The 20,675-nt window shown below is 61.0% G+C and carries 20 protein-coding genes, 3 tRNA genes and 1 pseudogene; 12 read left to right on the forward strand and 12 right to left on the reverse strand.

The window, feature by feature from the left end:
- Positions 1-38: 38 nt before the first annotated feature.
- Genes E3T47_RS12300 through E3T47_RS12315 form a run of 4 tightly spaced genes read right to left on the reverse strand, consistent with a single transcriptional unit; the run spans position 39 to position 3,973 of the window.
- Positions 39-1,403 (reverse strand): MmgE/PrpD family protein, encoded by a 1,365-nt coding sequence (locus E3T47_RS12300; RefSeq protein ID WP_134556344.1) that lies wholly within the window; start codon positions 1,401-1,403, stop codon positions 39-41.
- Entirely contained in the window at positions 1,400-2,548 is a 1,149-nt protein-coding gene (locus E3T47_RS12305; protein WP_134556345.1) for a CaiB/BaiF CoA transferase family protein, read from the reverse strand. Before E3T47_RS12305 ends, E3T47_RS12300 begins: the two co-directional genes overlap by 4 nt.
- On the reverse strand, positions 2,545-3,387 hold the full coding sequence (locus tag E3T47_RS12310; RefSeq protein ID WP_166805716.1) for an HpcH/HpaI aldolase/citrate lyase family protein: 843 nt from the start codon (positions 3,385-3,387) through the stop codon (positions 2,545-2,547). The genes E3T47_RS12305 and E3T47_RS12310 overlap by 4 nt, the downstream gene beginning before the upstream one ends.
- A gap of 16 nt (positions 3,388-3,403) precedes the next feature.
- The gene (locus tag E3T47_RS12315) at positions 3,404-3,973 is read right to left on the reverse strand and encodes a MaoC family dehydratase (protein ID WP_241982240.1); all 570 of its coding nucleotides are present in this window, start codon (positions 3,971-3,973) and stop codon (positions 3,404-3,406) included.
- 130 nt (positions 3,974-4,103) lie between these two features.
- Between E3T47_RS12315 and E3T47_RS12320 the strand changes: the two are divergent.
- From E3T47_RS12320 to E3T47_RS12330, 3 genes and pseudogenes are all read left to right on the forward strand, one after another.
- Positions 4,104-5,343: pseudogene (locus tag E3T47_RS12320) on the forward strand (CaiB/BaiF CoA transferase family protein).
- 102 nt (positions 5,344-5,445) lie between these two features.
- Complete coding sequence (locus E3T47_RS12325; protein ID WP_134556347.1) at positions 5,446-5,838, forward strand: hypothetical protein; 393 nt, start codon at positions 5,446-5,448, stop codon at positions 5,836-5,838.
- Positions 5,838-6,548: a DDE-type integrase/transposase/recombinase gene (locus tag E3T47_RS12330; protein WP_134556348.1), complete on the forward strand. Its 711-nt coding sequence runs from the start codon at positions 5,838-5,840 to the stop codon at positions 6,546-6,548. The genes E3T47_RS12325 and E3T47_RS12330 overlap by 1 nt, the downstream gene beginning before the upstream one ends.
- Positions 6,549-6,690: 142 nt before the next feature.
- Here the strand turns inward: E3T47_RS12330 and E3T47_RS12335 are convergent.
- Positions 6,691-6,774 (reverse strand) — tRNA-Leu (locus E3T47_RS12335).
- Between the two features lie 259 nt (positions 6,775-7,033).
- Between E3T47_RS12335 and E3T47_RS12340 the strand changes: the two genes are divergently transcribed.
- From E3T47_RS12340 to pknB, 7 genes are all read left to right on the forward strand, one after another.
- Entirely contained in the window at positions 7,034-7,792 is a 759-nt protein-coding gene (locus tag E3T47_RS12340; protein WP_134556349.1) for an FhaA domain-containing protein, read from the forward strand.
- Positions 7,789-8,382 carry an FHA domain-containing protein FhaB/FipA gene (locus E3T47_RS12345; protein ID WP_134556350.1) on the forward strand — a complete coding sequence of 198 codons (594 nt, stop codon included), beginning with the start codon at positions 7,789-7,791 and terminating at the stop codon, positions 8,380-8,382. The genes E3T47_RS12340 and E3T47_RS12345 overlap by 4 nt, the downstream gene beginning before the upstream one ends.
- A gap of 3 nt (positions 8,383-8,385) precedes the next feature.
- The gene (locus tag E3T47_RS12350) at positions 8,386-9,615 is read left to right on the forward strand and encodes a PP2C family protein-serine/threonine phosphatase (protein WP_134556351.1); all 1,230 of its coding nucleotides are present in this window, start codon (positions 8,386-8,388) and stop codon (positions 9,613-9,615) included.
- A complete protein-coding gene (locus E3T47_RS12355; RefSeq protein WP_422386493.1) occupies positions 9,599-10,993 on the forward strand; it encodes an FtsW/RodA/SpoVE family cell cycle protein in 1,395 nt (464 codons plus the stop codon). The genes E3T47_RS12350 and E3T47_RS12355 overlap by 17 nt, the downstream gene beginning before the upstream one ends.
- Positions 10,993-12,444 carry a peptidoglycan D,D-transpeptidase FtsI family protein gene (locus E3T47_RS12360; protein WP_134556352.1) on the forward strand — a complete coding sequence of 484 codons (1,452 nt, stop codon included), beginning with the start codon at positions 10,993-10,995 and terminating at the stop codon, positions 12,442-12,444. The genes E3T47_RS12355 and E3T47_RS12360 overlap by 1 nt, the downstream gene beginning before the upstream one ends.
- Positions 12,441-14,156 (forward strand): protein kinase domain-containing protein, encoded by a 1,716-nt coding sequence (locus E3T47_RS12365; RefSeq protein WP_134556353.1) that lies wholly within the window; start codon positions 12,441-12,443, stop codon positions 14,154-14,156. The genes E3T47_RS12360 and E3T47_RS12365 overlap by 4 nt, the downstream gene beginning before the upstream one ends.
- 67 nt (positions 14,157-14,223) lie before the next feature.
- A complete protein-coding gene (gene pknB / locus E3T47_RS12370) occupies positions 14,224-15,918 on the forward strand; it encodes a Stk1 family PASTA domain-containing Ser/Thr kinase (RefSeq protein ID WP_134556354.1) in 1,695 nt (564 codons plus the stop codon).
- 104 nt (positions 15,919-16,022) lie between these two features.
- Here the strand turns inward: pknB and E3T47_RS12375 are convergent, their stop codons facing one another.
- The 3 genes from E3T47_RS12375 to E3T47_RS12380 are packed head-to-tail and all read right to left on the reverse strand — an operon-like array spanning position 16,023 to position 17,647.
- Complete coding sequence (locus tag E3T47_RS12375) at positions 16,023-16,661, reverse strand: anthranilate synthase component II (RefSeq protein ID WP_134556355.1); 639 nt, start codon at positions 16,659-16,661, stop codon at positions 16,023-16,025.
- Positions 16,658-16,819 carry a hypothetical protein gene (locus tag E3T47_RS15975; RefSeq protein WP_166805717.1) on the reverse strand — a complete coding sequence of 54 codons (162 nt, stop codon included), beginning with the start codon at positions 16,817-16,819 and terminating at the stop codon, positions 16,658-16,660. Before E3T47_RS15975 ends, E3T47_RS12375 begins: the two co-directional genes overlap by 4 nt.
- 9 nt (positions 16,820-16,828) lie before the next feature.
- Complete coding sequence (locus E3T47_RS12380; RefSeq protein WP_134556356.1) at positions 16,829-17,647, reverse strand: class E sortase; 819 nt, start codon at positions 17,645-17,647, stop codon at positions 16,829-16,831.
- Positions 17,648-17,727: 80 nt separating this feature from the next.
- Between E3T47_RS12380 and E3T47_RS12385 the strand changes: the two genes are divergently transcribed.
- Entirely contained in the window at positions 17,728-17,973 is a 246-nt protein-coding gene (locus E3T47_RS12385; RefSeq protein WP_134556357.1) for a cell division protein CrgA, read from the forward strand.
- A 160-nt stretch (positions 17,974-18,133) separates the two neighbouring features.
- Here the strand turns inward: E3T47_RS12385 and E3T47_RS12390 are convergent, their stop codons facing one another.
- Positions 18,134-18,748, reverse strand: coding sequence for a rhomboid family intramembrane serine protease (locus E3T47_RS12390; RefSeq protein ID WP_338419395.1), 615 nt, complete (start codon positions 18,746-18,748; stop codon positions 18,134-18,136).
- A 241-nt stretch (positions 18,749-18,989) separates the two neighbouring features.
- Entirely contained in the window at positions 18,990-19,529 is a 540-nt protein-coding gene (locus tag E3T47_RS12395) for a peptidylprolyl isomerase (protein ID WP_134556359.1), read from the reverse strand.
- A gap of 152 nt (positions 19,530-19,681) precedes the next feature.
- Here E3T47_RS12395 and E3T47_RS12400 point away from each other — a divergent pair, with 152 nt between their 5' ends.
- On the forward strand, positions 19,682-20,209 hold the full coding sequence (locus E3T47_RS12400; RefSeq protein ID WP_134556360.1) for a hypothetical protein: 528 nt from the start codon (positions 19,682-19,684) through the stop codon (positions 20,207-20,209).
- A 213-nt stretch (positions 20,210-20,422) separates the two neighbouring features.
- Here E3T47_RS12400 and E3T47_RS12405 read toward each other — a convergent pair.
- Positions 20,423-20,495, reverse strand: a tRNA-Ala gene (locus E3T47_RS12405).
- Positions 20,496-20,543: 48 nt separating this feature from the next.
- Positions 20,544-20,617 (reverse strand) — tRNA-Ile (locus E3T47_RS12410).
- Between the last annotated feature and the right edge of the window lie 58 nt (positions 20,618-20,675).

Consider the following 20,675-nt stretch of genomic DNA (forward strand, 5'->3'; position numbering starts at 1 on the left):
GTTAGTTTGCAGAGTCTTTTTTGGTATCTAGCACCAAATTATATTCCAAAATAGACGGAAGAATTGTAGTGACTCGACGAGTCGAAATCACGGAGTCGCGAGCTCATCCGGTCAGCCCATTCCTTCGAAACAAGGCTTCCCATTTTTGCGAGTATTTCTTCCTCGTTGGAGGGCATGGTTGGCGAGCCCTTGTACGCTGAAGCGAATCGTTCGATTGTCGAACCATCCTTCAGGTGAATTTTAACCTCTGCTTGCCAGATCTCAGGGAATGCTGCTTCCAGCTTGTCACTCGAATAGCAGGTGACCTTTTTCATCAATCCAACGAGATCTTTCGCCAGCGCTTCCGCGCCGTCAAATTGAGCTACCGTTGCAGTTCCAGTAGAAAAAGCTAAAGCAGCGCCGAAAGGCATGTTGAACTGTGCATCCACGGGGCTCGTCACGGTCATTTTTCGTTCAGGCGGATTCGCGATGAGAGTTGCCCCAGCCTGGATGACCCCGCACTCAATTTTTACGACGTCGGAACCGGTGAGTTCTGGTCGTTCCGTTCGGATTTGCCGGATGATGTCAATATTCCCATGCATGTAACGACAACAAGGGTAGAACTTGATGCTGGTCGCTTGAGCGCCCGCGCCAAATTTCAGAACGAGGGAACGTCCTTCGGCTTGGCCTTGACCGTACTGGCGCAAAAACCCATCGCGTCCTTCGAGAAAAGTTGATGGACCTTCAAATCCAGCTTGCGCTAATTCAGCTGCGCGAATTCCTGTTACAGCAGCGTTTCCCGCGTTGAGTCGTTTTGTCCAGGAGCCGTCAGAAAGAAACTCCAGACTTCCGGAGGACATGTTTGCCGCCAAAGAAACAGCATTCTGCGATTGGTGTTCGTTCAGACCCATGATCACAGCTATGGACGCCGCCGCACCCATCGCTCCGCAAATACCAGTCGGGTGAAATCCTCGTCCGTAGGACTCGTCGGCGCCAATGAGAACTCCGACGGCTGTCATCACGTCATAACCGACAGCAATTGCTCTGGTGAAGGTTTCTTTATCTGTTGGGTGCGCATCGGCGTATGCGAAGGTGGCAGGAAAGATTGCTACACCTGGGTGCATGGAGCCTTGCTCATGAGTGTCATCGAGTTCAAGGCCATGGGCCGTTATCCCGTTTACCAGCGCAGCGTCTTCAACGGAGGCCCAGGCGTCGAGCCCCATGATTCGTGCAGGGCGAAACTCATGCGGAGCGAGGGCGTGGTCGACTGACTTGCGGGCCACCTCAGCAGACTCCCGGTGGATGCCACCAACGGTTACACCAAGAAAATCTAGAGTGAGCGAATCAATTTGTTTCTGAACCGACGCTTCAATCGTGTGAGGATGTGTCACATGATGTGAAATTTGACGTGCCATGCCTGTCATTTGTCGACTCCTCCTAAGATTTCAAGCCTAATGGCCGCAGTGTGCTGGCCCAGGGTCGGGACGGGGCTGAGGAAAAGCCCCATAGATTCGCTAGAAACGGGCGGACGGAGCGCCCTGATCTCTCCGCCTGGTGTCTCTACGTCGATCCAGCGATTTCGCGCCTCTAGTTGCGGGTGTTTCGCCACGCTTGCCATGTCCCTCAACTCCGCATTGGCGACGCCCGCCTTCTCAAGGAGAGCGACCGCAGCTGCCGTCGATAGACCGCGCAGTTGAACTTGAATTTCTTCGTTCAGTTCGATGCGATTAGCGACTCGATTCGAATTGTTCTGGTACTGAGGAAACGTTGCCCGCGCTGCGTCGCCTAACACGATTTCACAGAAGTTGAGCCATTCGCGCTCATTCTGAATTCCAAGAAAAACCGTACCGTCAGATGTCTCGAAAGGTCCGTAAGGGGCAATGGTTGCGTGGCTCGCCCCAGCACGGGGCTGCTGGGCACCGCCGTAGCGAGCATATAGCTCTGGCTGTTGCATCCATTCACTCAACGCCTCGAGCATTGACACCTCGATGACGTCACCTTTGCCTGTTTTTGCGAGGTTGAGTAGGGCCGACAGCACGCCGGTATAGGCATACATCCCAGAAGCGATGTCGGCTATAGAAATGCCAACCTTTGCTGTTTCGTAAGGTGAACCAGTAACCGAGAGCAATCCGCTCTCGCACTGAATAAGGAGGTCGTAGGCTTTCTTCTTCTCCATGTCTCCGCCTCGCCCGTATCCAGAAATACTGACGTGGATGAGTCGAGGGTTCACCTCGAGAAGCTCCGCTGCGCCCAGCCCCATTCGCTCAATTGCCCCTGGGGCAAGATTTTGCACAAAAACATCGGCTGTGGCAATCAGCTTTTTGAGAAGCTCTATGTCTGGCTGTGATTTAAGGTCCAGAACAAGGCTCTCTTTTGAACGATTTAGCCACACGAAGTAGCTTGCTTCCCCGTGGACTTTCGTGTCGTACGCGCGGGCAAAGTCTCCACTAACTCGTTCGACTTTAATGACGCGAGCACCTAAGTCAGCAAGCTGTCGAGTTGCAAAAGGTGCGGCGACCGCTTGCTCAATGGAAACGACGAGGAGCCCCTCGAGGGGGAGTGACTTCACAGTTGACGCCTTCCAGCTTCTGCCAGAATTCTTGCGGCCTTCTCGCGCACAGGTCTGTCGACCATCTCACCGTCCACTTGCACTGCCCCTCCAACCGAATCCATGACTCGGGTAGCCCACTCAACTTCGGGGAGAGCCGGTCCAAAACCAGCGTGGATGGGAGCGACTTGATCAGGGTGAATGCAGAGACTGCCGCCGAGGCCCATTCCTCGGAGACGACGCGCGTTAGTCTCAATTGCATCGGGGCTTCGAAGAGCCATGGGTGGCGAAGCCAGGGGAGCTCGCAGCTTGGAAAGCCGTGACGCAATGACAACTTGTGCATAAGCGAAGTCGATTATTGCACTGTCGTTCTCGGCGCCCAGATCCTCGCTGAGGTCCACCGCGCCAATCGCCAAACGCGTCAGGCCCTTTGACGCCGCAATTCTGACGACGTTATGGAGGCCGACTGCGGTCTCAATCAGCCCGACGATTTGCACATTCTCGGGAAAAACGGCCCTTAGCGATTCCAGCGGCGACGCGTCCTCCACTTTGGGGAGAACAATTCCCTTGAGGGAGGCTGTGCCCGACAAAGCGAGTTCCACCAATTCCTTGACGTTGTCACCAAACCACGGACTGTCGATTGTATTGACGCGAACAAACACCGGACGTGAGAGGCCAGCCCTCAGTGCAGCCAGCACGTGTTCTAAAGCGATGCCCTTTTCCTCGACGGAAACGGCATCTTCAAGGTCAATGATGACGTTGTCAGCACCAGAGTTCAGAGCCTTTTCAAAACGCTGTGGATGGGTTCCGGGGACGAAGAGGTATGACGTGTCCGGGCTGTCGAGGCTGTTCTTTTTCATGTCCGTTGCCATCGAACTATTTCGCGGCGGGAAAGGTTGACTCGTCGGGCCGCGACCCTTCGAGCTGTGGACCCTGGCCCACGCGATAAACCATAAAGGTGCGCTCGTACGAAATTACGATTGTGGAGTCTTGGTTGTAGCCTTCTGTCGCAACCGTCACAATCCCAACCGAGGGCTTCGACTTCGAGTCGCGAACCGCAAGGACCTTTGAACGAGAGTAAATGGTGTCACCTTCAAAAACGGGGCTTGGCATCCGTACGGTATCCCAACCGAGATTTGCGTAGACGTTGAAAGACAAGTCGATGGTGGACTGCCCGGTGACGAGGGCCAAAATAAAGGTGGAGTTGACGAGGGGCAGGCCAAACTCGGTCTGCTTTGCAAAGTTCGCGTCCAAGTGGGTTTTGGCCGTGTTCTGTGTCGCTAGCGTGTAAATCTGATTATCGGCTTGAGTCACGGTCTTGCCCATGGGGTGGTAGTAGATATCTCCAACGGAAAAGTCTTCGAAATAACGACCGGAGTACTCTGTTGTTTCGGGCTTGCGCATTTCAAGCAACTTTCTATTTTTATTACGGCTGAGATGTGTCACGGGCAGTGGCGACGCATTGTTTTAGGTCTCTAGACTGAGGCTACACAAGAAAACGTGCATTTACTATATTCAATATTATCTTTTCCGGGTACATTGGAGCTGCTCGGAAATATCTGTGATGGGGAATTCAATGAATGCAAGCCCGAGGCCCTTAGAAGGGCTCCTCGTTATCGATGTGACTACGGCTCTATCCGGTCCCTACGCGACGCTTCTCCTCGCAGGCTTGGGGGCACGGGTGATCAAAGTTGAGGATGTTTCCAAAGGCGGCGACAGCTCGCAGACAAATTCACCGTTCATCTCGGCAACCGGCCAGCTCATTGGCGAACGTGAGAATGAAAATGACTGGTCAGTCTCACAGCTCAACAGGGCTCGTAACAAAGAGAGCGTGGGCATCAACCTTAAAGATCCTGAGGGCCTTGCAGTACTTAAGAAACTTGTCGAGCGGGCCGACGTTCTCATCGAGAACTTTAGTGACGAGTCGACTGGGCATTGACTACGACACGGTTCACGCTTGGAATCCTGGAATTATTTACACGTCTATTAGCGGCTTCGGGCAAGGCTCTGCAGCTGGCGATGCAAAAGCGGTCGATATCATCATCCAAGCCATGAGTGGCCTCATGATGACATCCGGGTCAGAGGGCGAAGCGCCGGTTCGGGTGGGGCTCCCCCTCGGAGATCTCATGGCTCCCCTATATGGAGTAATTGGTACTCTTGCGGCGGTGGTGAGTCGCGAAAAAAACGGGCGTGGCAGCCACGTAGATGTCGGCATGCTTGGCGCGCTCACTTCGCTCATGGCAAATGAGCCACTTGACACACTTGAGAGTGTTGGGATACCAGTGCGAAGCGGGACAACTCTTCCTCGACTCAGTATTTTTGGAATTTTCGAGTCAACCGACGGGTGGGTTTCCATTTGTGCGCATACGGATCATTTGGCTGCTCGATTGTACGCAGCAATGGGTCGTGACGACCTCACACATAATTCACCATTTTCTCAGCGCGGTGGACGAGTTGTGGGATCAGGAGAAATACACGGGATAGTCTCCGACTGGGTCTCTAGGCTGAGTGTCTCCGGTGTTGTCTCACTTCTGACAGAACGAGGAGTCCCTGTCGCGGCAGTAGAAACGCCCCTCGTCGCCCTCCACTCGCCCATTGTTCGCTCTCGAAAAGAGGTAGTGGCGCTCCTGCATCCGGATTTGGGCCCCCTTAACAATATTTCTAGCAGCGGCATCCCAATTCACTTCAATGGAGCAGCGCCCGAGCTCAACGTTCCCGCAGAGCGTCTTGGCCAAAGCACTCGCGGCGTTCTGGGCGAATTGCTCAACATTGACGAACAAACATTTGCCGAGCCCCTACGTGTCAGGGTTGGGTGAGGCCAGTACCTCAGAGCAAGTCCGCCGTGTGACGTAGGGCGAGAATCAGGAATCATCACCATGTCTAGTCCGTCTTTGAGCGCAGTGCGCGACGATAGTCATATGAGTAGTCCCGGACCCCGAGCTGGTGGTCCGACCTCGAGAAGGTCGTTCACCCCAGCGCAGAAGCTTGCGTACCTCGCCGCTTATGACACGGCCATCAAGAACAACGAGGGCGGCGCGTATCTGCGCACCGAGGGGTTGTACTCCTCGCAGATCACCGAGTGGCGCAAGCTGCGTGACGCGGGTGTCCTCGCGAGGAAGAAGCCCGGCGAGAAGATTGGCCGGTTAACGCCGGAGCAGGCTGAAATCGCCCGGCTACGCCGCCAGTTGAGCAAGACCGAGCAGCGTATGGAAACGACGGGGGTGGCGTTGGAGATCATGTCAAAAATGCACGAGCTACTCGAAAGTCTTTCGAAGAGCTCGCGGGACGAAACACCGCACACGAAGCCGTAATGACCGCCTACCGCGAACTGGCCAGCCGAGGGATCTCGACTCGCGTCGCGGCCGAACTGGTCGGGATACCCCGAGCGACCGCCACGCGGAAACGACGCATTCCCGTCCGTGGACCGGCGCTGATTCCGGCGAACAAGATCGGCGACGAAGGCCGCCGCGAGATCCTTGACGTCGTCAATTCAAAGCCGTTCGTGGACCTGCCGCCGATCCAGATCTACGCCCAGCTGCTCGACGCGGACACCTACTTGTGCTCAATATCAACGATGTATCGGGTGTTGAACGAGAATCAGCAGGTCAAGGACCGCCGCCGCCTGGCACGCCACCCGGCACGGGCGATCCCGGAACTGACGGCGACGGGGCCAGGCCAGGTGCTCAGCTGGGATATTACGAAACTCGCCGGCCCGGTCAAGGGGAAGTACTTCGATGCCTACGTGATGATCGATATTTACTCCCGCTACATCGTCGGCGCGTATGTTCACGCGTCGGAATCAGGCGAGTTGGCGGTGGAGATGATGAAGGAAATCTTCGGTATTCACGGCGTCCCGCAGGTCGTTCACGCCGACCGCGGCACGTCGATGACGTCCAAGCGCCCACAGCGCCTTACCGGCCCTGGCCCCACCGCAGTAACACCGACCGCCACCCACTCCAGCACCAACCACACGCGCACCGAAAGCCTCAGCCTGCCCACCCGCAGGCCTTTTCCCATTTAAACGGGCAGCCCCGCCCGTTACAGGCCCGATCGGCCCCGCCAACACCCTTAAAAACCGAAGGCCGGCCGAGTATTTCTACTCAACCGGCCCGTTCGCTTGGATTTCATGAAAACGCATACTCAATTTCCTGAAACACCCGCAGTGCGCGAGAGGGGACTTGAACCCCTACGTCCTTTCGAACACTGGCACCTGAAGCCAGCGCGTCTGCCAATTCCGCCACTCGCGCGAACTTAGGAATGCTAACACTGTGAGGGGGGTCAGCGCCATTCGGCGGCGCGGCGCCCGGCCGCGCAGGCCGCGCAGGCCGCGTCCGCTCGTCGCGCACTGCCGAAAAAAGTCCCACGGAATGCCCATAATGGGCGATGAATTCGGTCCGGGGCGCTCCCCGGGTAGTATGACTGTTCGTGCCGTTTGCGCCCTACAGGTGGGTTGTCACTCGAGACAAGTAACATGCTCATAGCCAAACGGACCGGATCGGGAGACCTGTGGGCATACTGGATAACTTTGAAAAGGGCTTGGAGCGCGCCGTCAACGGAGCGTTTGCTAAGACCTTTCGATCGGGCTTGCAGCCGGTGGAAATAACCTCCGCGCTGCGTCGTGAGCTCGACACCAAAGCCGCTGTTGTTGCGCGGGATCGTATTCTTGCGCCCAATCGCTTCACGGTACGCATGTCCCACGCCGACTACGCCCGCATGAGCGCCCTGGGCGTCACACTCATCGACGAGCTCACCGCCCTCGTGCAAAAACACGGCACCGAGCAGCGCTACCAGTTCACCGGCGGCATCGTCATCACCCTGCAAGACGACCGCAGCCTCAGTGAGGGCATGGTGCAGATCGACTCCACCTCGGTCAAGAGCACCATCGCCTGGACCCCGGTCCTCGACATCAACGGCACCAGGCATCCACTGGTCAAGGCCCGAACCGTGATCGGCCGTGGCTCCGACGCCGACATCACGATCGACGACACCGGCACCTCGCGCCGCCACGTCGAAATCCTCTGGGATGGCGCCCGCGCCCAGGTGCGCGACCTCGGCTCCACCAACGGCTCCCAGCTCAACGGCGCCCCGATCAGCCAGGCCATCCTCGAGCCCGACTCGACCGTCACCATCGGCCGCACCCGTATCGTGTTCCGCGTGCTCGCCCAGGCCACACCCGACTCCCGCGACTACCCGCGCACTGCGCCGCCGGCCAATCCGGCCACCGAACGCCACGACATGGGCGGATTCTGGGGGCCGGGCGCATGAACGTCAGCGAACTGACCCTGCTGGTGCTGCGCATCGGCTTTTTGCTTATGCTCTGGATGTTCATCTTCGGCATCGTCTACGCCCTGCGCAGCGACCTGTTCGGTCAGCGTGTTCGCAAGATGAAAGTGGATGCCGCGTCCGTCCCGGCCGCAGCTTTCCCGGCATCCCCTGTTCCCGCCGCGGTTCCCGTCGCAGCAGCAGCCGCTGCCCCTGTGGCCCCGCTCACAGCGCCGGCCGCCCGCGCCAGCCCGGCCGCCCAGGATATCCCGGGTGCGCAGGCAGGAATGGCGACGAGCCAGAACACCACCCGCCTGGTCATCACGAGCGGCCCGAAAGCCGGCACCGAGTTTCCGCTGGGCACCGAGACCATCACCATCGGCCGCTCGGGCGACTCGAGCCTTGTCATCCGGGATGACTACACCTCAACCCACCACGCACGCCTCATGCTCTGGCACGACGAGTGGATGCTGCAAGACCTCGATTCCACCAACGGCACCTTTCTGGCCGGCTCGCGCGTCACCGTGCCAACCAAGATTCCCCTGAACGCCACCGTGAAGATCGGCGCCACCAGCTTCGAGCTTCGGCGGTAGGTCATGGCGACGGTCAGTCATAGCGCAGCCGCGTCCCACGTCGGCAAGATTCGCTCCAATAACCAGGACTCCGGGTACGCCGGGCGCAGCCTGTTCGTGGTCGCCGACGGCATGGGCGGGCACGCCGGCGGAGACGTCGCCTCGTCAATCGCCACCAAGCGCATCATCGAGGCCGACAAGCCCTACGCGAGCGCCCAGGACGCCGAATTCGCCCTGCAGGCCGCCCTGATCGGCGCCAACGCCCAGCTGGCCGAGACGGTGTTTGAACACGCCGAATTGACCGGCATGGGTACCACGGTCAGCGCCATCGTGGTACTCGAAAACGAGGTCGCGATCGCCCACATCGGCGACTCGCGCATCTATCTGTTGCGCGAGCGCGAACTCTCCCAGATCACCATCGACCACACGTTCGTGCAGCGCTTGGTCGATAGTGGTCGCATCACCGAGGCCGAGGCCATGGTGCATCCGCGCCGCTCGGTGCTCATGCGCGTACTCGGCGACGTCGAGGCGAGCCCCGAAATCGACACCTCGATTATGGCCACCATTGCCGGCGATCGCTGGTTGCTCTGCTCCGACGGGCTCACCGGCGTCGTCTCGCACACCGCCATCGCCTCCGCCCTCGCGAGTGGCGCAAACGCTCAGGACGTCGCCGACCTGCTGGTGAAAGAGAGCCTCGACGGTGGCGCCCCCGACAATGTCACCGTGGTCATCGTCGACATCGAGGATGATGTCGCCCGAACCGACAGTCCGGTCGTCGTCGGCTCCGCCGCGAATCCGCTCGCCTTCGGCGAAGAACCCGGCCGTAATCGCGCCCTGCGCATCCCGGCCCTGCGCCTTCACCCGGTGCGCGAAACCCACTTCGAGCCCGACTCGCAGGACTACCTCTCCGAACTGATCGAAGAGGATGCCCGCCGTGCGCGCCGCCGCAAGGCCACCTGGCTGATCGGCGTCATCCTCCTGGTGCTCAGCATTGTCACGACAACCGTTCTCGGCTACCAGTGGACCCAGACCCGCTATTTCGTCGGCGTCGACGGTTCCAACGTCGTCATCTACCAGGGGGTGCAGCAGGACATTGGCCCGATCAAGCTCTCCAGCGTTTATGAGACCACCGATCTCCTCCTCGACGACCTGCGCGTTTACGACCGCCAGCAGGTCGAGCAGACCATCAACGCCGGCTCGCTCGCTGACGCCGTGGACATTGTCGAGCGACTGAAGGGTGCGATCGTTGAGTAGGGCATCCGCTCTTGAAGCACGCCCGGCCAACGAGCCGGTGCGCCGCCTGCACCTGCCGCAAAAACTGCGCAATCTTGAACTTTTCCTGCTGCTGATCGCCTGTTTCATCAACGCGAGCTCCGTCGTGCTCGTGCAATTGGGTGCCCTTGGTGAACTCGACCCGACGCTCGTGCTGCTCGGCACCGGCCTGTCGGTGCTGGTGATCAGCCTGCACGTCGTGCTGCGGTTCGTCGCCCGCGACGCCGATCCGTTCATTTTGCCGATCGCCACCGTGCTCAACGGCGTCGGCATCGCCATGATCTACCGCATCGATATCGCCGACGCGCAGAGCGGCTGGGCGAGCGCCGCCGTTCGCCAGACGGTGTGGAGTGCCCTGGCCATCTTCAGTGCCATCGTCGTGCTGTTGGTCATCCGCAACCATCGCGTGCTGTTTCGATACACCTACATCGCCGGCCTCGTCGGTGTGGTGCTGCTTTTCCTTCCGCTCGTTCCGGGCCTGGGCCAGGAGATCAGTGGCGCTCGGGTGTGGATCCGGGTGGGCAGTTTCGGCACTTTCCAGCCCGGTGAGATCGCCAAGATCGCCCTCGCTGTGTTCTTCGCCGGCTATCTCGTGCGCAACCGTGACAGTCTCTCCATGGTCGGCCGAAAATTTCTCGGAGCACGCTTTCCCCGGTTCCGTGACCTCGGTCCGATTCTCGTCGTCTGGGCCCTGTCGATGTCGGTCATTATCTTTCAGCGCGACCTCGGCACCGCCCTGCTCTACTTCGGCCTGTTCCTGGTCATGCTCTACCTAGCCACCGGCCGCCTCAGCTGGGTCATTATGGGCATGGGCCTGTTCCTCGGCGGCGCCGTCGTCGCCAGCCAGACCCTCAACTACGTTAACGGGCGCTTCACCAACTGGCTCGATGCTCTCAACCCGGCCGTGTACGACGCAGACGGCGGCAGCTTTCAGCTGGTGCAGGGTTTGTTCGGCCTGGCCAAGGGCGGGCTGCTCGGCACCGGGTGGGGCCAGGGACGACCGGAGCTCACGCCCGTTCCGCAAAGCGACTACATCATCGCGAGCCTCGGCGAAGAGCTCGGGCTCGCCGGAATCTTCGCCATCCTTGCCCTCTACCTTCTGTTCGTGGCCCGCGGCTTTCGCATCGGTTTCGCCGGCCAGGACGACTTCGGCAAGCTTCTCGCCGTCGGCCTCGCCTTCGTCGTGGCACTTCAGTGCTTCATCGTCATCGGCGGTGTCACCCGCGTCATTCCATTGACCGGCCTGACCACCCCATTCCTGGCCGCCGGCGGTTCGTCGCTCGTAGCCAACTGGATCATCGCCGCCCTGTTGCTGCGGCTCTCCGACACCGTGCGCAATCAACCCAGGCTGGTGGTCTAATGAATCGCGAACTCAAGCGCGTCAGCATCGTGGTGATGCTGATGTTCGGCGCCCTGCTCACCTCGACCTCGATCGTGCAGGCCTTCCAGGCCGACAACCTCTCGGCCGACCCGCGCAACACCCGCACGCTGTACGACAGCTACCAGGTTGAGCGAGGTGCCATCCTCGTCGCCGGTGACCCGATCGCACAGTCGATGCCGGTCGACGACGACTTCAAGTTTCTTCGCACCTATACCAACCCCGAGCTGTATGCACCTATTACCGGGTACATCCCGATCAACGGCGAACCGACCGGCCTCGAATTCGCCCTCAACGCCGAACTCACCGGAACCTCCAACTCGCAGTTCTTCGACAAGATCAGCGCCCTCGTCACCGGCCAGGAACCGAAGGGTGCTGCCGTCGAGGTCACCATCGATACCGTGGCGCAGCAGGCCGCGTGGGATGCCCTTGGCGAGTACACCGGGTCGGTAGTCGTCACCGAGCCAGCGACCGGCCGCATCCTGGCCATGGTGTCGAAGCCGAGCTTTAACCCGAACCTGCTCACGGTGCACAACAACGCCGAGGTCACCACGAGCTACGAGGCCCTCCTCGCCGATGAGAACGCCCCCCTGATCAACCGCGCGATAAATTCCCTCAACCCTCCCGGGTCGATCTTCAAGCTCGTCGTCACGACGGCCGCGCTCGAATCGGGCAGCTACACCCCGGAAAGCACTTTTCCCAATGTGGCCGTATACACCGCGCCTGGCACGACCAGCAAAATCGAGAATTCCAGCGGAGGAACCTGCGGTGCCGGCGATACGGTCACCCTTGCCACAGCCCTGCGCCTATCGTGCAATGTTCCGTTCGCTGAACTCGGCGTCGAGCTCGGAGACACGGCCATTCGCGAGACGGCTGAAAAGTTCGGCTTCAACGGTACCTACAGCATCCCGATGACCGTCACCGAGAGCAATTACCCGCGTGGGCTCGACGATCCGCAGACCGCGCAGTCGGCATTCGGACAGTACGACGTGCGCACGACCCCGCTGCAGATGGCCATGGTCAGCGCCGCCATCGCCAATGGCGGCATCGTCATGGCGCCCAACCTGGTGCAGGAGATTCTCGCGCCCAACCTCAGCGCCATCGAAACCTTCGAACCAACCGAGCTCGGGCGTGTGATGAGCGAAGAAACAGCCGCGACACTCACCGCCATGATGATCAACGGCGTTCAGGATGGCGCGGCAAGCAATGCAAGAATAGATGGGGTTGACGTGGCGGGAAAAACGGGCACGGCGCAGAACGGGTCAACCGATCCGTTCACACTGTGGTTCACCGGTTTCGCACCGGCGAACGATCCGCAGTATGCCATTACCGTTCTGATCGAGAACGGCGGGGGAATGGGCCAAACCGGGTTCGGCAACCTTCTTGCCGCACCTGTCGCACAGAAAGTACTAGAGGCGGTGCTTAACAAATGAGACCCACAGCAGGGCTCACCTTCGGGGGACGATACGAGCTGCAGTCGCGCATTGCGATTGGCGGCATGGGCGAGGTGTGGAAGTCCACCGACCTCGTCATCGGGCGCAGCGTCGCCATCAAGATCTTGAAAGACGAATATCTCGGCGACCCGGGCTTTCTCGAGCGCTTCCGCGCCGAAGCCCGCCACGCCGCGCTTGTCAACCACGAGGGCATCGCCAATGTCTTCGACTACGGCGAAGAAGACGGCAGCGCCTTCCTGGTCATGGAACTCGTTCCCGGCGAAGCCCTGTCGACCATTCTCGAGCGCGAGCACGTTCTGCCGACCGACAAAGTACTCGACATCGTCGCGCAGACCTCGGCAGCGCTGCACGCCGCCCACGCCGCCGGTCTCGTGCACCGCGATATCAAGCCCGGCAACCTGCTCATCACGCCGGAGGGCCGGGTCAAGATCACCGACTTCGGCATCGCCCGTATCGCCGACCAGGTTCCGCTCACCGCAACCGGTCAGGTCATGGGCACCGTGCAATACCTCTCGCCGGAGCAGGCCAGCGGCCACCCGGCCTCGCCGACCACCGACATCTACTCGATCGGCATCGTCGCGTACGAGTCCCTCGCTGGCCGACGTCCGTTCACCGGCGAGTCACAGGTCGCCATCGCCATGGCGCAGATCAACGAGATCGCGCCCGACCTGCCGGTAACCGTGTCTGAACCGGTACGCAACCTGGTCTTCGCCTGCTTAGCCAAGAACCCAGCCGACCGGCCGGCTTCGGCTGCTCACCTCGCGCGCGCGGCATCCGCTCTGCGTCGTGGTGACGTGGCCGCGGCCGCCGTGGCCGTACCGTCGGTTCTTGGTGGCCTCACGGCCACGAGCGCCACGATGCTCATGCCCGGTGCCGGTAACGACCAGGCCACGACCATCCTGCCGGCCACCGGTGCTCCCATCACGCGGGCATCCGCTGCTGCGGCCGCCGAGGCGGAGAAGAAACGCAGCAAGTGGACCTGGCCGCTCATCGCGCTCGTGGCCCTGCTCGTGATCGTGCTCACCGGCACGCTTATCGCCCTGTTCACCCAGAACAACGAGACCCCCTCTCCTGCCGAGACGTCGGCGACACCATCGACGACGCCCTCGGCATCACCATCAGCCACCCCATCGCCCACACCAACTCCGACACCAACCCCCACAAGCAACACCGTGCAGGTCAACCTCGTGGATTTCGTCGGTCTCACGAGCGATGCAGCACGAACGAAGCTCGACGGCATGGGGTTCGTCGCGAATGTTCAGGATGGCAACCCGTCGACCTCGGCCGATCAGGTTGCGGGTACGGTCTACTCGGTCAACCCGACCGGACCGGTCCGTAAGGGCGAAACTATTGATGTGAAGGTCTACACTGCGCCAGCGCCGCCCACCACACCGACAGGTGCACCCACGGTTGTCCCTGCGTCAACAGCTGCCGGCACCAGCGTTGTGGTTACATTGAACGCACAGACATGCGCGGCCGGCCAGTCCTTGTCTGGCTACCGAGTTATTGTGGATAACGGCGCGGAAGTCACCACCCCCAATCCCTCCGACGCTATTACGGCCACCGTGAAGGCCGGACCGATCACCGGTCCAAAGACCTTCAACGTCTCGTATACGTACTTTTGCGGACAGGTTGAGTCCGGAGCGTCCCCGACGACGACCGTGACGGTCTCGGACGCAACGGGAAGTTAGTAACCTCCCGGCTTCGCAGCCGGTAAAATAATGTCCGTTGTGTCCACGAGCCCCGGGGAGTTCCGTTTTGAGTGATGCTGGCCGTTTTCTCGCCGGTCGCTATCGCGTCGGGGCCCTGCTCGGCCGTGGCGGCATGTCCGACGTGTATATCGGTACCGACTCGCGGCTCGGTCGCACGGTCGCGATCAAGCTGCTCAAGTCAACCCTCGCGGCCGACCCGGCATTTCGCACCCGCTTCCGCCAGGAAGCGCAGGCCGCCGCGCGCATGGCTCACCCGACGATCGTGCGGGTGTTCGATGCCGGCGAAGAGACCGTCACCGACGACTCCGGGCATGACTCGCAGATTCCGTTCATCGTCATGGAACACGTCGACGGTCGGCTGCTCAAAGACATCATTCGCGAAGGCCCGATCGAGGCCGCCGAGGCCGTGCGCATCATCGACGGGGTTCTGACCGCCCTCGAGTATTCGCACCGGGCCGGCGTCGTGCACCGCGACATCAAGCCCGGCAACATCATGATCACCAAGTCCGGCCAGGTGAAGGTGATGGACTTCGGCATCGCCCGCGCCATCTCCGACTCGGCCACGACGGTCGCCCAGACCACGGCGATCCTCGGCACCGCCGCTTATTTCTCCCCCGAACAGGCCAAGGGCGAATCGGTCGATGCGCGCACCGACCTGTATTCAACCGGCGTTGTGTTGTTCGAGATGCTCACCGGGCGCCCGCCTTTCCGCGGCGACACCCCCGTAGCTGTGGCCTACCAGCACGTCAGTGAAATGCCGGTCAAGCCGTCCGCGCTCAACCCCAAGGTGTCGCCCGCCCTGGACTCGGTCGTGCTGCACGCCCTGGCCAAGGACCGGTTTGCCCGGTACCAGAGCGCCGTCGAGTTTCGCAACGATGTCGAGACTGCCGGTTCCGGCCAGATTCCGATTCACCACGCGGGCGACGAGGTCGGAGCGGGCCTGTTCGGTGCCGCGCCGACGGCCATCACCGGCTCAGCGCTCGCCCTGAAGCAGCTCTCCGAGGACCACACGATGGTGCGCACCCAGCGGCGCCCCCCGGTCATCTGGGTTTGGGCTGGCATCGTCTGCGTCGTGGTCATCGTCGTAGCCGTCATGATCTGGGTCGCCAACCTGCAACCCTCCGTAGAACTGCCCGACAGCTCCCGGCAGGTGCCCGCACTCACCGGCCTGACCTACGACGAGGCCCAGAACACCCTCCTCGATCTGGATCTCGCGGCCACCCGCGCCGAGGAGTCAAGCATGACGGTGCCCGCAGACCAGGTCATTCGCACCGACCCGCCGGCCGACACCATCGTCAACCCCTCCGACGTCATTAAGGTCTTCGTCTCGACCGGTCCCGTGCCCGTCGTGGTTCCCGACGTGACCAATCAGCCCCTGGCGGATGCCCAGGGCGCGATCGAAGCGCTCGGTCTCGTTTCCGGGTCGGTCACCGCTGAAAATTCTCCGACAGTGGCGGCCGACGTCGTCATGCGCACCGATCCGGCGGCCACATCCTCCCAGTTCGTCGGTGTCACCGTCAACTACGTGGTGTCCAGCGGACTGGTCGCCCTCGGGGACCTGACCGGCCAGTCCCTCGTCGCGGCGATCGATCTGGTCAGCAGCGACAGCCTCGCGCCGGTGTCCAAGGCGGATTACACCTGTGCCCAGGAATCCGGCTCCCCAATCAAAGCCCAGTCGCTGGCGCCGGGCGACGTCCCCCAGCGTTCCGAGATCATCCTGACCTACTGCGCCGGAACCTGACGTCGTCTGAACGGGGCCCGGTCCACGGGCTTACCGTCGCACCACTTTGCCGGTTCACACCCGCTGTACTTTCCCGGCCCGCGGCCCGAACACGCGGGTTGAAGTCAGGTGAGGCGCAGCAGGGGGTGTAGGGATTTCGAAGTCTCCTGGGCACTTTCCAGGCCCGTGAGCGCCAGCCAGTTGCCGAGCATGCGGTAGCCGCCCTCGGTCAGCACCGACTCCGGGTGGAACTGCACGCCGACGATGGGAGCGACGGCGTGCCGCAGCCCCATGATGACACCGCCCTGGGTGCGTGACGTCACGATGAGATCGCTTGGAACAGTCGAAGCGACGACAGCGAGCGAGTGGTACCGGGTGGCCGTGAATGGCTGGGGCACACCGTCATACAAGTCGCTGCCGTCGTGCGTGATGAGCGAGGTCTTCCCGTGCATGAGCTCTTCAGCGTTGGTGACTGTGGCTCCAAAGGCCTCAGCGATGGCCTGGTGGCCGAGACAGACGCCGAACAGGGGCAGCTCGGCGGCGAGTGCCGCCTCGACCACGGCAACGGAGACACCGGCGTCTGACGGTTTGCCGGGACCCGGGGAAACCAGGACGCCGTCGTAGTCGGCGATGCGGGAGGCGGCATCCGCTTTTTCAAACGAGTCGTTGCGCACGACGTCGGTTTCAGCGCCAAGCTCCATCAGGTAGCCGTTGAGGGTGTAAACAAAGCTGTCGTAATTGTCGATTACGAGAATACGGGTCATGCGCCGCCCACCGTCGCTTCCTGGCCGTTGATGATCCCGTCAATCCATGGGTAGACCCAGGTGGCGAGCACGGCGAGCACTGCCACCATCAGGATCAGGACGAGAATGATTCGCACCCAGATCGGTCCGGGCAGAACACGCCACAGTGCTGCGTACATGGGAGCCTCCTAGCCCTGGGCTGCGATGATCGGTGCGAGTTCGGCCGGGGCGCCGGCCGAGAGCGGCTGCCACGATTCGAGCACGCCGTAGGCAATGATACGTTCAGCGGTTGACAACAGCGGGTTGCAACTGGTCAGGGTGATGATGCGGTCGACCGCGGTTCCGTCAGGATTGTTCGGAACGGATGCCAGCACCCGCACCTGGGACGGTATCACGTACTCGGTGTCACGATAGCGATAGGTGTAATAGCCGTCAGCGGTCTGCACGTAGATGGCATCGCCGAGCTGGAGTTCGTTGATCAGATGCATGGCCCCTCCGTAGGCGCTGCGGTGGGCGGCGACGGCAAAGTTACCAACCTCGCCGGGCATCTGAGTGCCCGCGTAGTGCCCAATGCCGAGCCGGTTGCTATTCAGGACGTCATGACCGGTACCCTCGGCGATGCTGCGGTGATAGTCCGCGCCGAAGCGGGGAACGTAGAGCACCGCGAAGGCTTCGGCGTTGGACGCAACGGCACCGACGACGGGAACGCCGTAGTCGACGGGCACCGGCGTGGCGCTCGGCTCGGCCGGATCAACGGTCGGAACGGGTTGCGGCGTTGACGTGTCCTGCGCGATCCAGTCCTGGCTGATTTCGCTCGCAGCCGAGGACTGCGAGTTAGCCATGATCATGTCATTCCACCAGAGCTGCCAGCCCAGGAAGAGTAAAACGAGCGCCCCGACAGTGATGAGCAGTTCCCCCAGTACCCCAACGACGGTGACCTTGCCCGACTTCCCGCGGCGTGAGCGCAGGGCGTCGATCTCGGTGGGGTCGTCTGCCTGTGGACACATATTCCGAGTCTACTGACCTGTGTGGCCCAGGGACTCCGCGTCAAATCCACTAAAACAGGCGGAGCCGCTAGGATCGCAGAATGGCACGTAAGAATCCCCGCACCCGGCCCGCCCGCACCGAAGTTGCCCGATCGAGCGAGGACGCGCCCAATGCCGTCTGGTTTAAGCCGGTCATGTTCGGTTTCATGCTGCTCGGCCTGGCCTGGATCATCGTGTTCTACGTCAGCGGCAGCCAGTTGCCCATCGCGGGGCTCGGCGCCATGAATATTCTGGTCGGCTTCGGAATCGCCTTCATCGGCTTTCTGATGACGACCCGCTGGCGCTAAGCCAGCAACCCTTCAACTGGGAGCTACCGGTATTCCGACGGTCCTTGATTCGTGACTGCCCCGTTGTCACCAGGTAATAGCAGGGGTAATGACACCGGTGTAATTATCCCCATGTGGATAGACCTGTGGATAACTTGCCACTCTAGGCCGATCAACCGCGCTAGTTCGTAAAGAAACGCACAAAGCTGAGTAGCACCAACACGGCCGCGAATGCGGCGATCAGCCCCACCTGCAGGGACTTTTGCCGAATGTGTCGCGTCTGCACGAAGATCAACCCGATCACGGCACCGCCGATCATTCCACCGATGTGCGCCTGCCACGCAATTTGCAACCCCGGGATGAAGCCGATCACGAGGTTGATCCCGACCAGCACGAGCAATTGCCTGGCATTCCCGCCCAGGCGGCGCTGAATCACCAGGAACGCGCCCATGAGGCCGAAAATGGCACCGGATGCGCCCACCACGGGCGTGAACGGATCCGCTAGGAACAGCACCCCGAGCGAACCGGCCAGCGCGCTCAGCAGATAAAGCGCAAGATAGCGACCACGGCCGAGTAACTGCTCGAGAAGCTGACCGAAGATCCACAGTGTGTACATGTTCAGCAGCACGTGAAAGATGGAACCATGTACGAACGCCGTCGTGAGCAGGCGCCACGGCTCGAAGCTCCCGGGCTGTGAGAAGACGCCCGCGTACAACAGCAAATTGGTGACCTGGGAACCGAAGACGAATTGCAGCAGGTACACAATTAGAGTGATTCCAATTATGGAATATGTCACCGTTGGGCGGTCGCTGCCAGTCAACCGGGTCAGAATTGCCGGCTTGGTGCGGGGAGCGTTCCTGCGTTGCTCTTTCATGCACTCGGGACAGATGACCCCGACAGCGGCTTGGGTTTGGCACTCAGTGCAAATGGTGCGCCCGCAACGCTGGCACAGAATGAAGCTCTGCCGCCCGGGATGGCGGTAACAAAAATTCGCCGCCTCGCGCGGCAGAGCATTCATTCTGGTGGACAGATGTTGGTTAGACGGACTCGACCGAAACGCTCTGGATGATCACGTCTTCGATCGGGCGGTCACGACCGTCGGTGGCGACGGTTGCGAGCTTGGCGACGATCGCGCGGGAGTCTTCGTCTTCAACGGCGCCGAAGATGGTGTGCTTGCCCTGCAGCCAGGTGGTCGGCACGACGGTGATGAAGAACTGCGAGCCGTTCGTGCCGTGCCCGCCCTGAATTCCCGCGTTCGCCATGGCGAGCACGTAGGGCTGGGTGAAGTCGAGGTCGGGGCTGATTTCGTCGTCGAACTGGTAGCCCGGGCCGCCGGTTCCCTGGCCGAGCGGGTCGCCAGCCTGGATCATGAAGTCTTTGATGATGCGGTGGAAGATCGTGCCATCGTAGAGCGGCGTGGTGGAGGCAACGCCCGTTGCGGGGTGCTTCCACTCGAGTTCGCCGGTCGCGAGTCCGACGAAGTTCTTGACCGTCTTCGGCGCGTGATTACCGAAGAGGTTGACCTTGATCGGTCCGAGGGTGGTGTTCAGGGTGGCGACAGCGGTGTGCTTGGACATATGACGATTCTTGCACAGCAATCACTACCGAATCTGATTGGCACAAAACGCTCCCAGTGCATTCGCTGCCAACACGGCGATTGAGTGGCAAGATAGGCACTCAGTGGCAAGATGGATAAACATTCGCTACACGACATCGATGGAGGGTCTAGATGAGCCTGTCACGCAAGCGCCGCAAGGAACTCACTCGGCTGCGCAAGAGCGCAGACGAATTATGGAGCCACCAGCAAGAAGTAATGGAACGAGCGAATGTTCTCGCTCGTCAAGCCGGCCACCAGGCTGGCGTGCTCGCCCGCGAAGAATTTGCTCCACGCGTTCGCGAGGGCTATGACCACTACGTTCGCCCCAGCGTGAACGCCACGCAGGAAGCGGCCGACGGTGTGCGCCGCCGCGTCGTCAACGACGTTCTTCCCGGAATTGGCACCGCAATCGGTACGGTCATGTCTGTCGGTGACGTCGCTCGCGACGCTCGCGTGCGGGCCGCGCTTGGTCGCATCCGCTTGCAGAAGCCGGTCGTGGTCGAACCCAAAGGCCCTGGAGCCGGTACCTACTTCGCTCTCGGCCTGGCCGTCGTAGCCGCTGTGGGCGTCGCCTACGCCGTCTGGCAGACGTTCCGCGCCGACGACGAACTCTGGGTCGCCGACGACGAGGTCGAGGCTGACACTCGGCAGGAAGACTAGGGCAAGAACGCTCACCAGCTCGTGCAGGGCCCGCATCGAACCGATGCGGGCCCTTTCGCATAATCGGCCAGAAAAGCCAACACGGTCCCACTGAGGGCCGCACATGCGCCATCACAGCGGATGCGCGCCTCCGCCACCAGGATCACCGATGGCAGGATCACCCGCTGTTGAACAAAAAAGACCCGTCCGAAGACGAGCCTTGTGTGTGAACTGTGGAGCCACGGGGAATCGAACCCCGGACCTCCTGCTTGCAAAGCAGGCGCTCTACCAATTGAGCTATGGCCCCGACTTATCGACCGAGTACGGCCGATATCAGAATGAAGCTGGTACTGCGTGGGGATACCGGGATTTGAACCTGGGACCTCTTCATTATCAGTGAAGCGCTCTAACCAACTGAGCTATATCCCCCTCTTGGGCAGATTGAAGACTACCGGAATCTGGCCGGAACCTGAAATCGAGTCATCCT

Origin of the sequence: Cryobacterium ruanii, from assembly GCF_004404055.1 — a bacterium.
Classification (GTDB): domain Bacteria; phylum Actinomycetota; class Actinomycetes; order Actinomycetales; family Microbacteriaceae; genus Cryobacterium; species Cryobacterium ruanii.

Excerpts from the sequence above, each read along its gene's own strand:
- E3T47_RS12300 (WP_134556344.1), bottom strand. The coding sequence starts at position 1,403 with ATGACAGGCATGGCACGTCAAATTTCACATCATGTGACACATCCTCAC.
- E3T47_RS12310 (WP_166805716.1), bottom strand. The coding sequence starts at position 3,387 with ATGAAAAAGAACAGCCTCGACAGCCCGGACACGTCATACCTCTTCGTC.
- E3T47_RS12325 (WP_134556347.1), top strand. The coding sequence starts at position 5,446 with ATGAGTAGTCCCGGACCCCGAGCTGGTGGTCCGACCTCGAGAAGGTCG.
- E3T47_RS12330 (WP_134556348.1), top strand. The coding sequence starts at position 5,838 with ATGACCGCCTACCGCGAACTGGCCAGCCGAGGGATCTCGACTCGCGTC.
- E3T47_RS12345 (WP_134556350.1), top strand. The coding sequence starts at position 7,789 with ATGAACGTCAGCGAACTGACCCTGCTGGTGCTGCGCATCGGCTTTTTG.
- E3T47_RS12350 (WP_134556351.1), top strand. The coding sequence starts at position 8,386 with ATGGCGACGGTCAGTCATAGCGCAGCCGCGTCCCACGTCGGCAAGATT.
- E3T47_RS12360 (WP_134556352.1), top strand. The coding sequence starts at position 10,993 with ATGAATCGCGAACTCAAGCGCGTCAGCATCGTGGTGATGCTGATGTTC.
- E3T47_RS12365 (WP_134556353.1), top strand. The coding sequence starts at position 12,441 with ATGAGACCCACAGCAGGGCTCACCTTCGGGGGACGATACGAGCTGCAG.
- E3T47_RS12375 (WP_134556355.1), bottom strand. The coding sequence starts at position 16,661 with ATGACCCGTATTCTCGTAATCGACAATTACGACAGCTTTGTTTACACC.
- E3T47_RS15975 (WP_166805717.1), bottom strand. The coding sequence starts at position 16,819 with ATGTACGCAGCACTGTGGCGTGTTCTGCCCGGACCGATCTGGGTGCGA.
- E3T47_RS12380 (WP_134556356.1), bottom strand. The coding sequence starts at position 17,647 with ATGTGTCCACAGGCAGACGACCCCACCGAGATCGACGCCCTGCGCTCA.
- E3T47_RS12385 (WP_134556357.1), top strand. The coding sequence starts at position 17,728 with ATGGCACGTAAGAATCCCCGCACCCGGCCCGCCCGCACCGAAGTTGCC.
- E3T47_RS12395 (WP_134556359.1), bottom strand. The coding sequence starts at position 19,529 with ATGTCCAAGCACACCGCTGTCGCCACCCTGAACACCACCCTCGGACCG.
- E3T47_RS12400 (WP_134556360.1), top strand. The coding sequence starts at position 19,682 with ATGAGCCTGTCACGCAAGCGCCGCAAGGAACTCACTCGGCTGCGCAAG.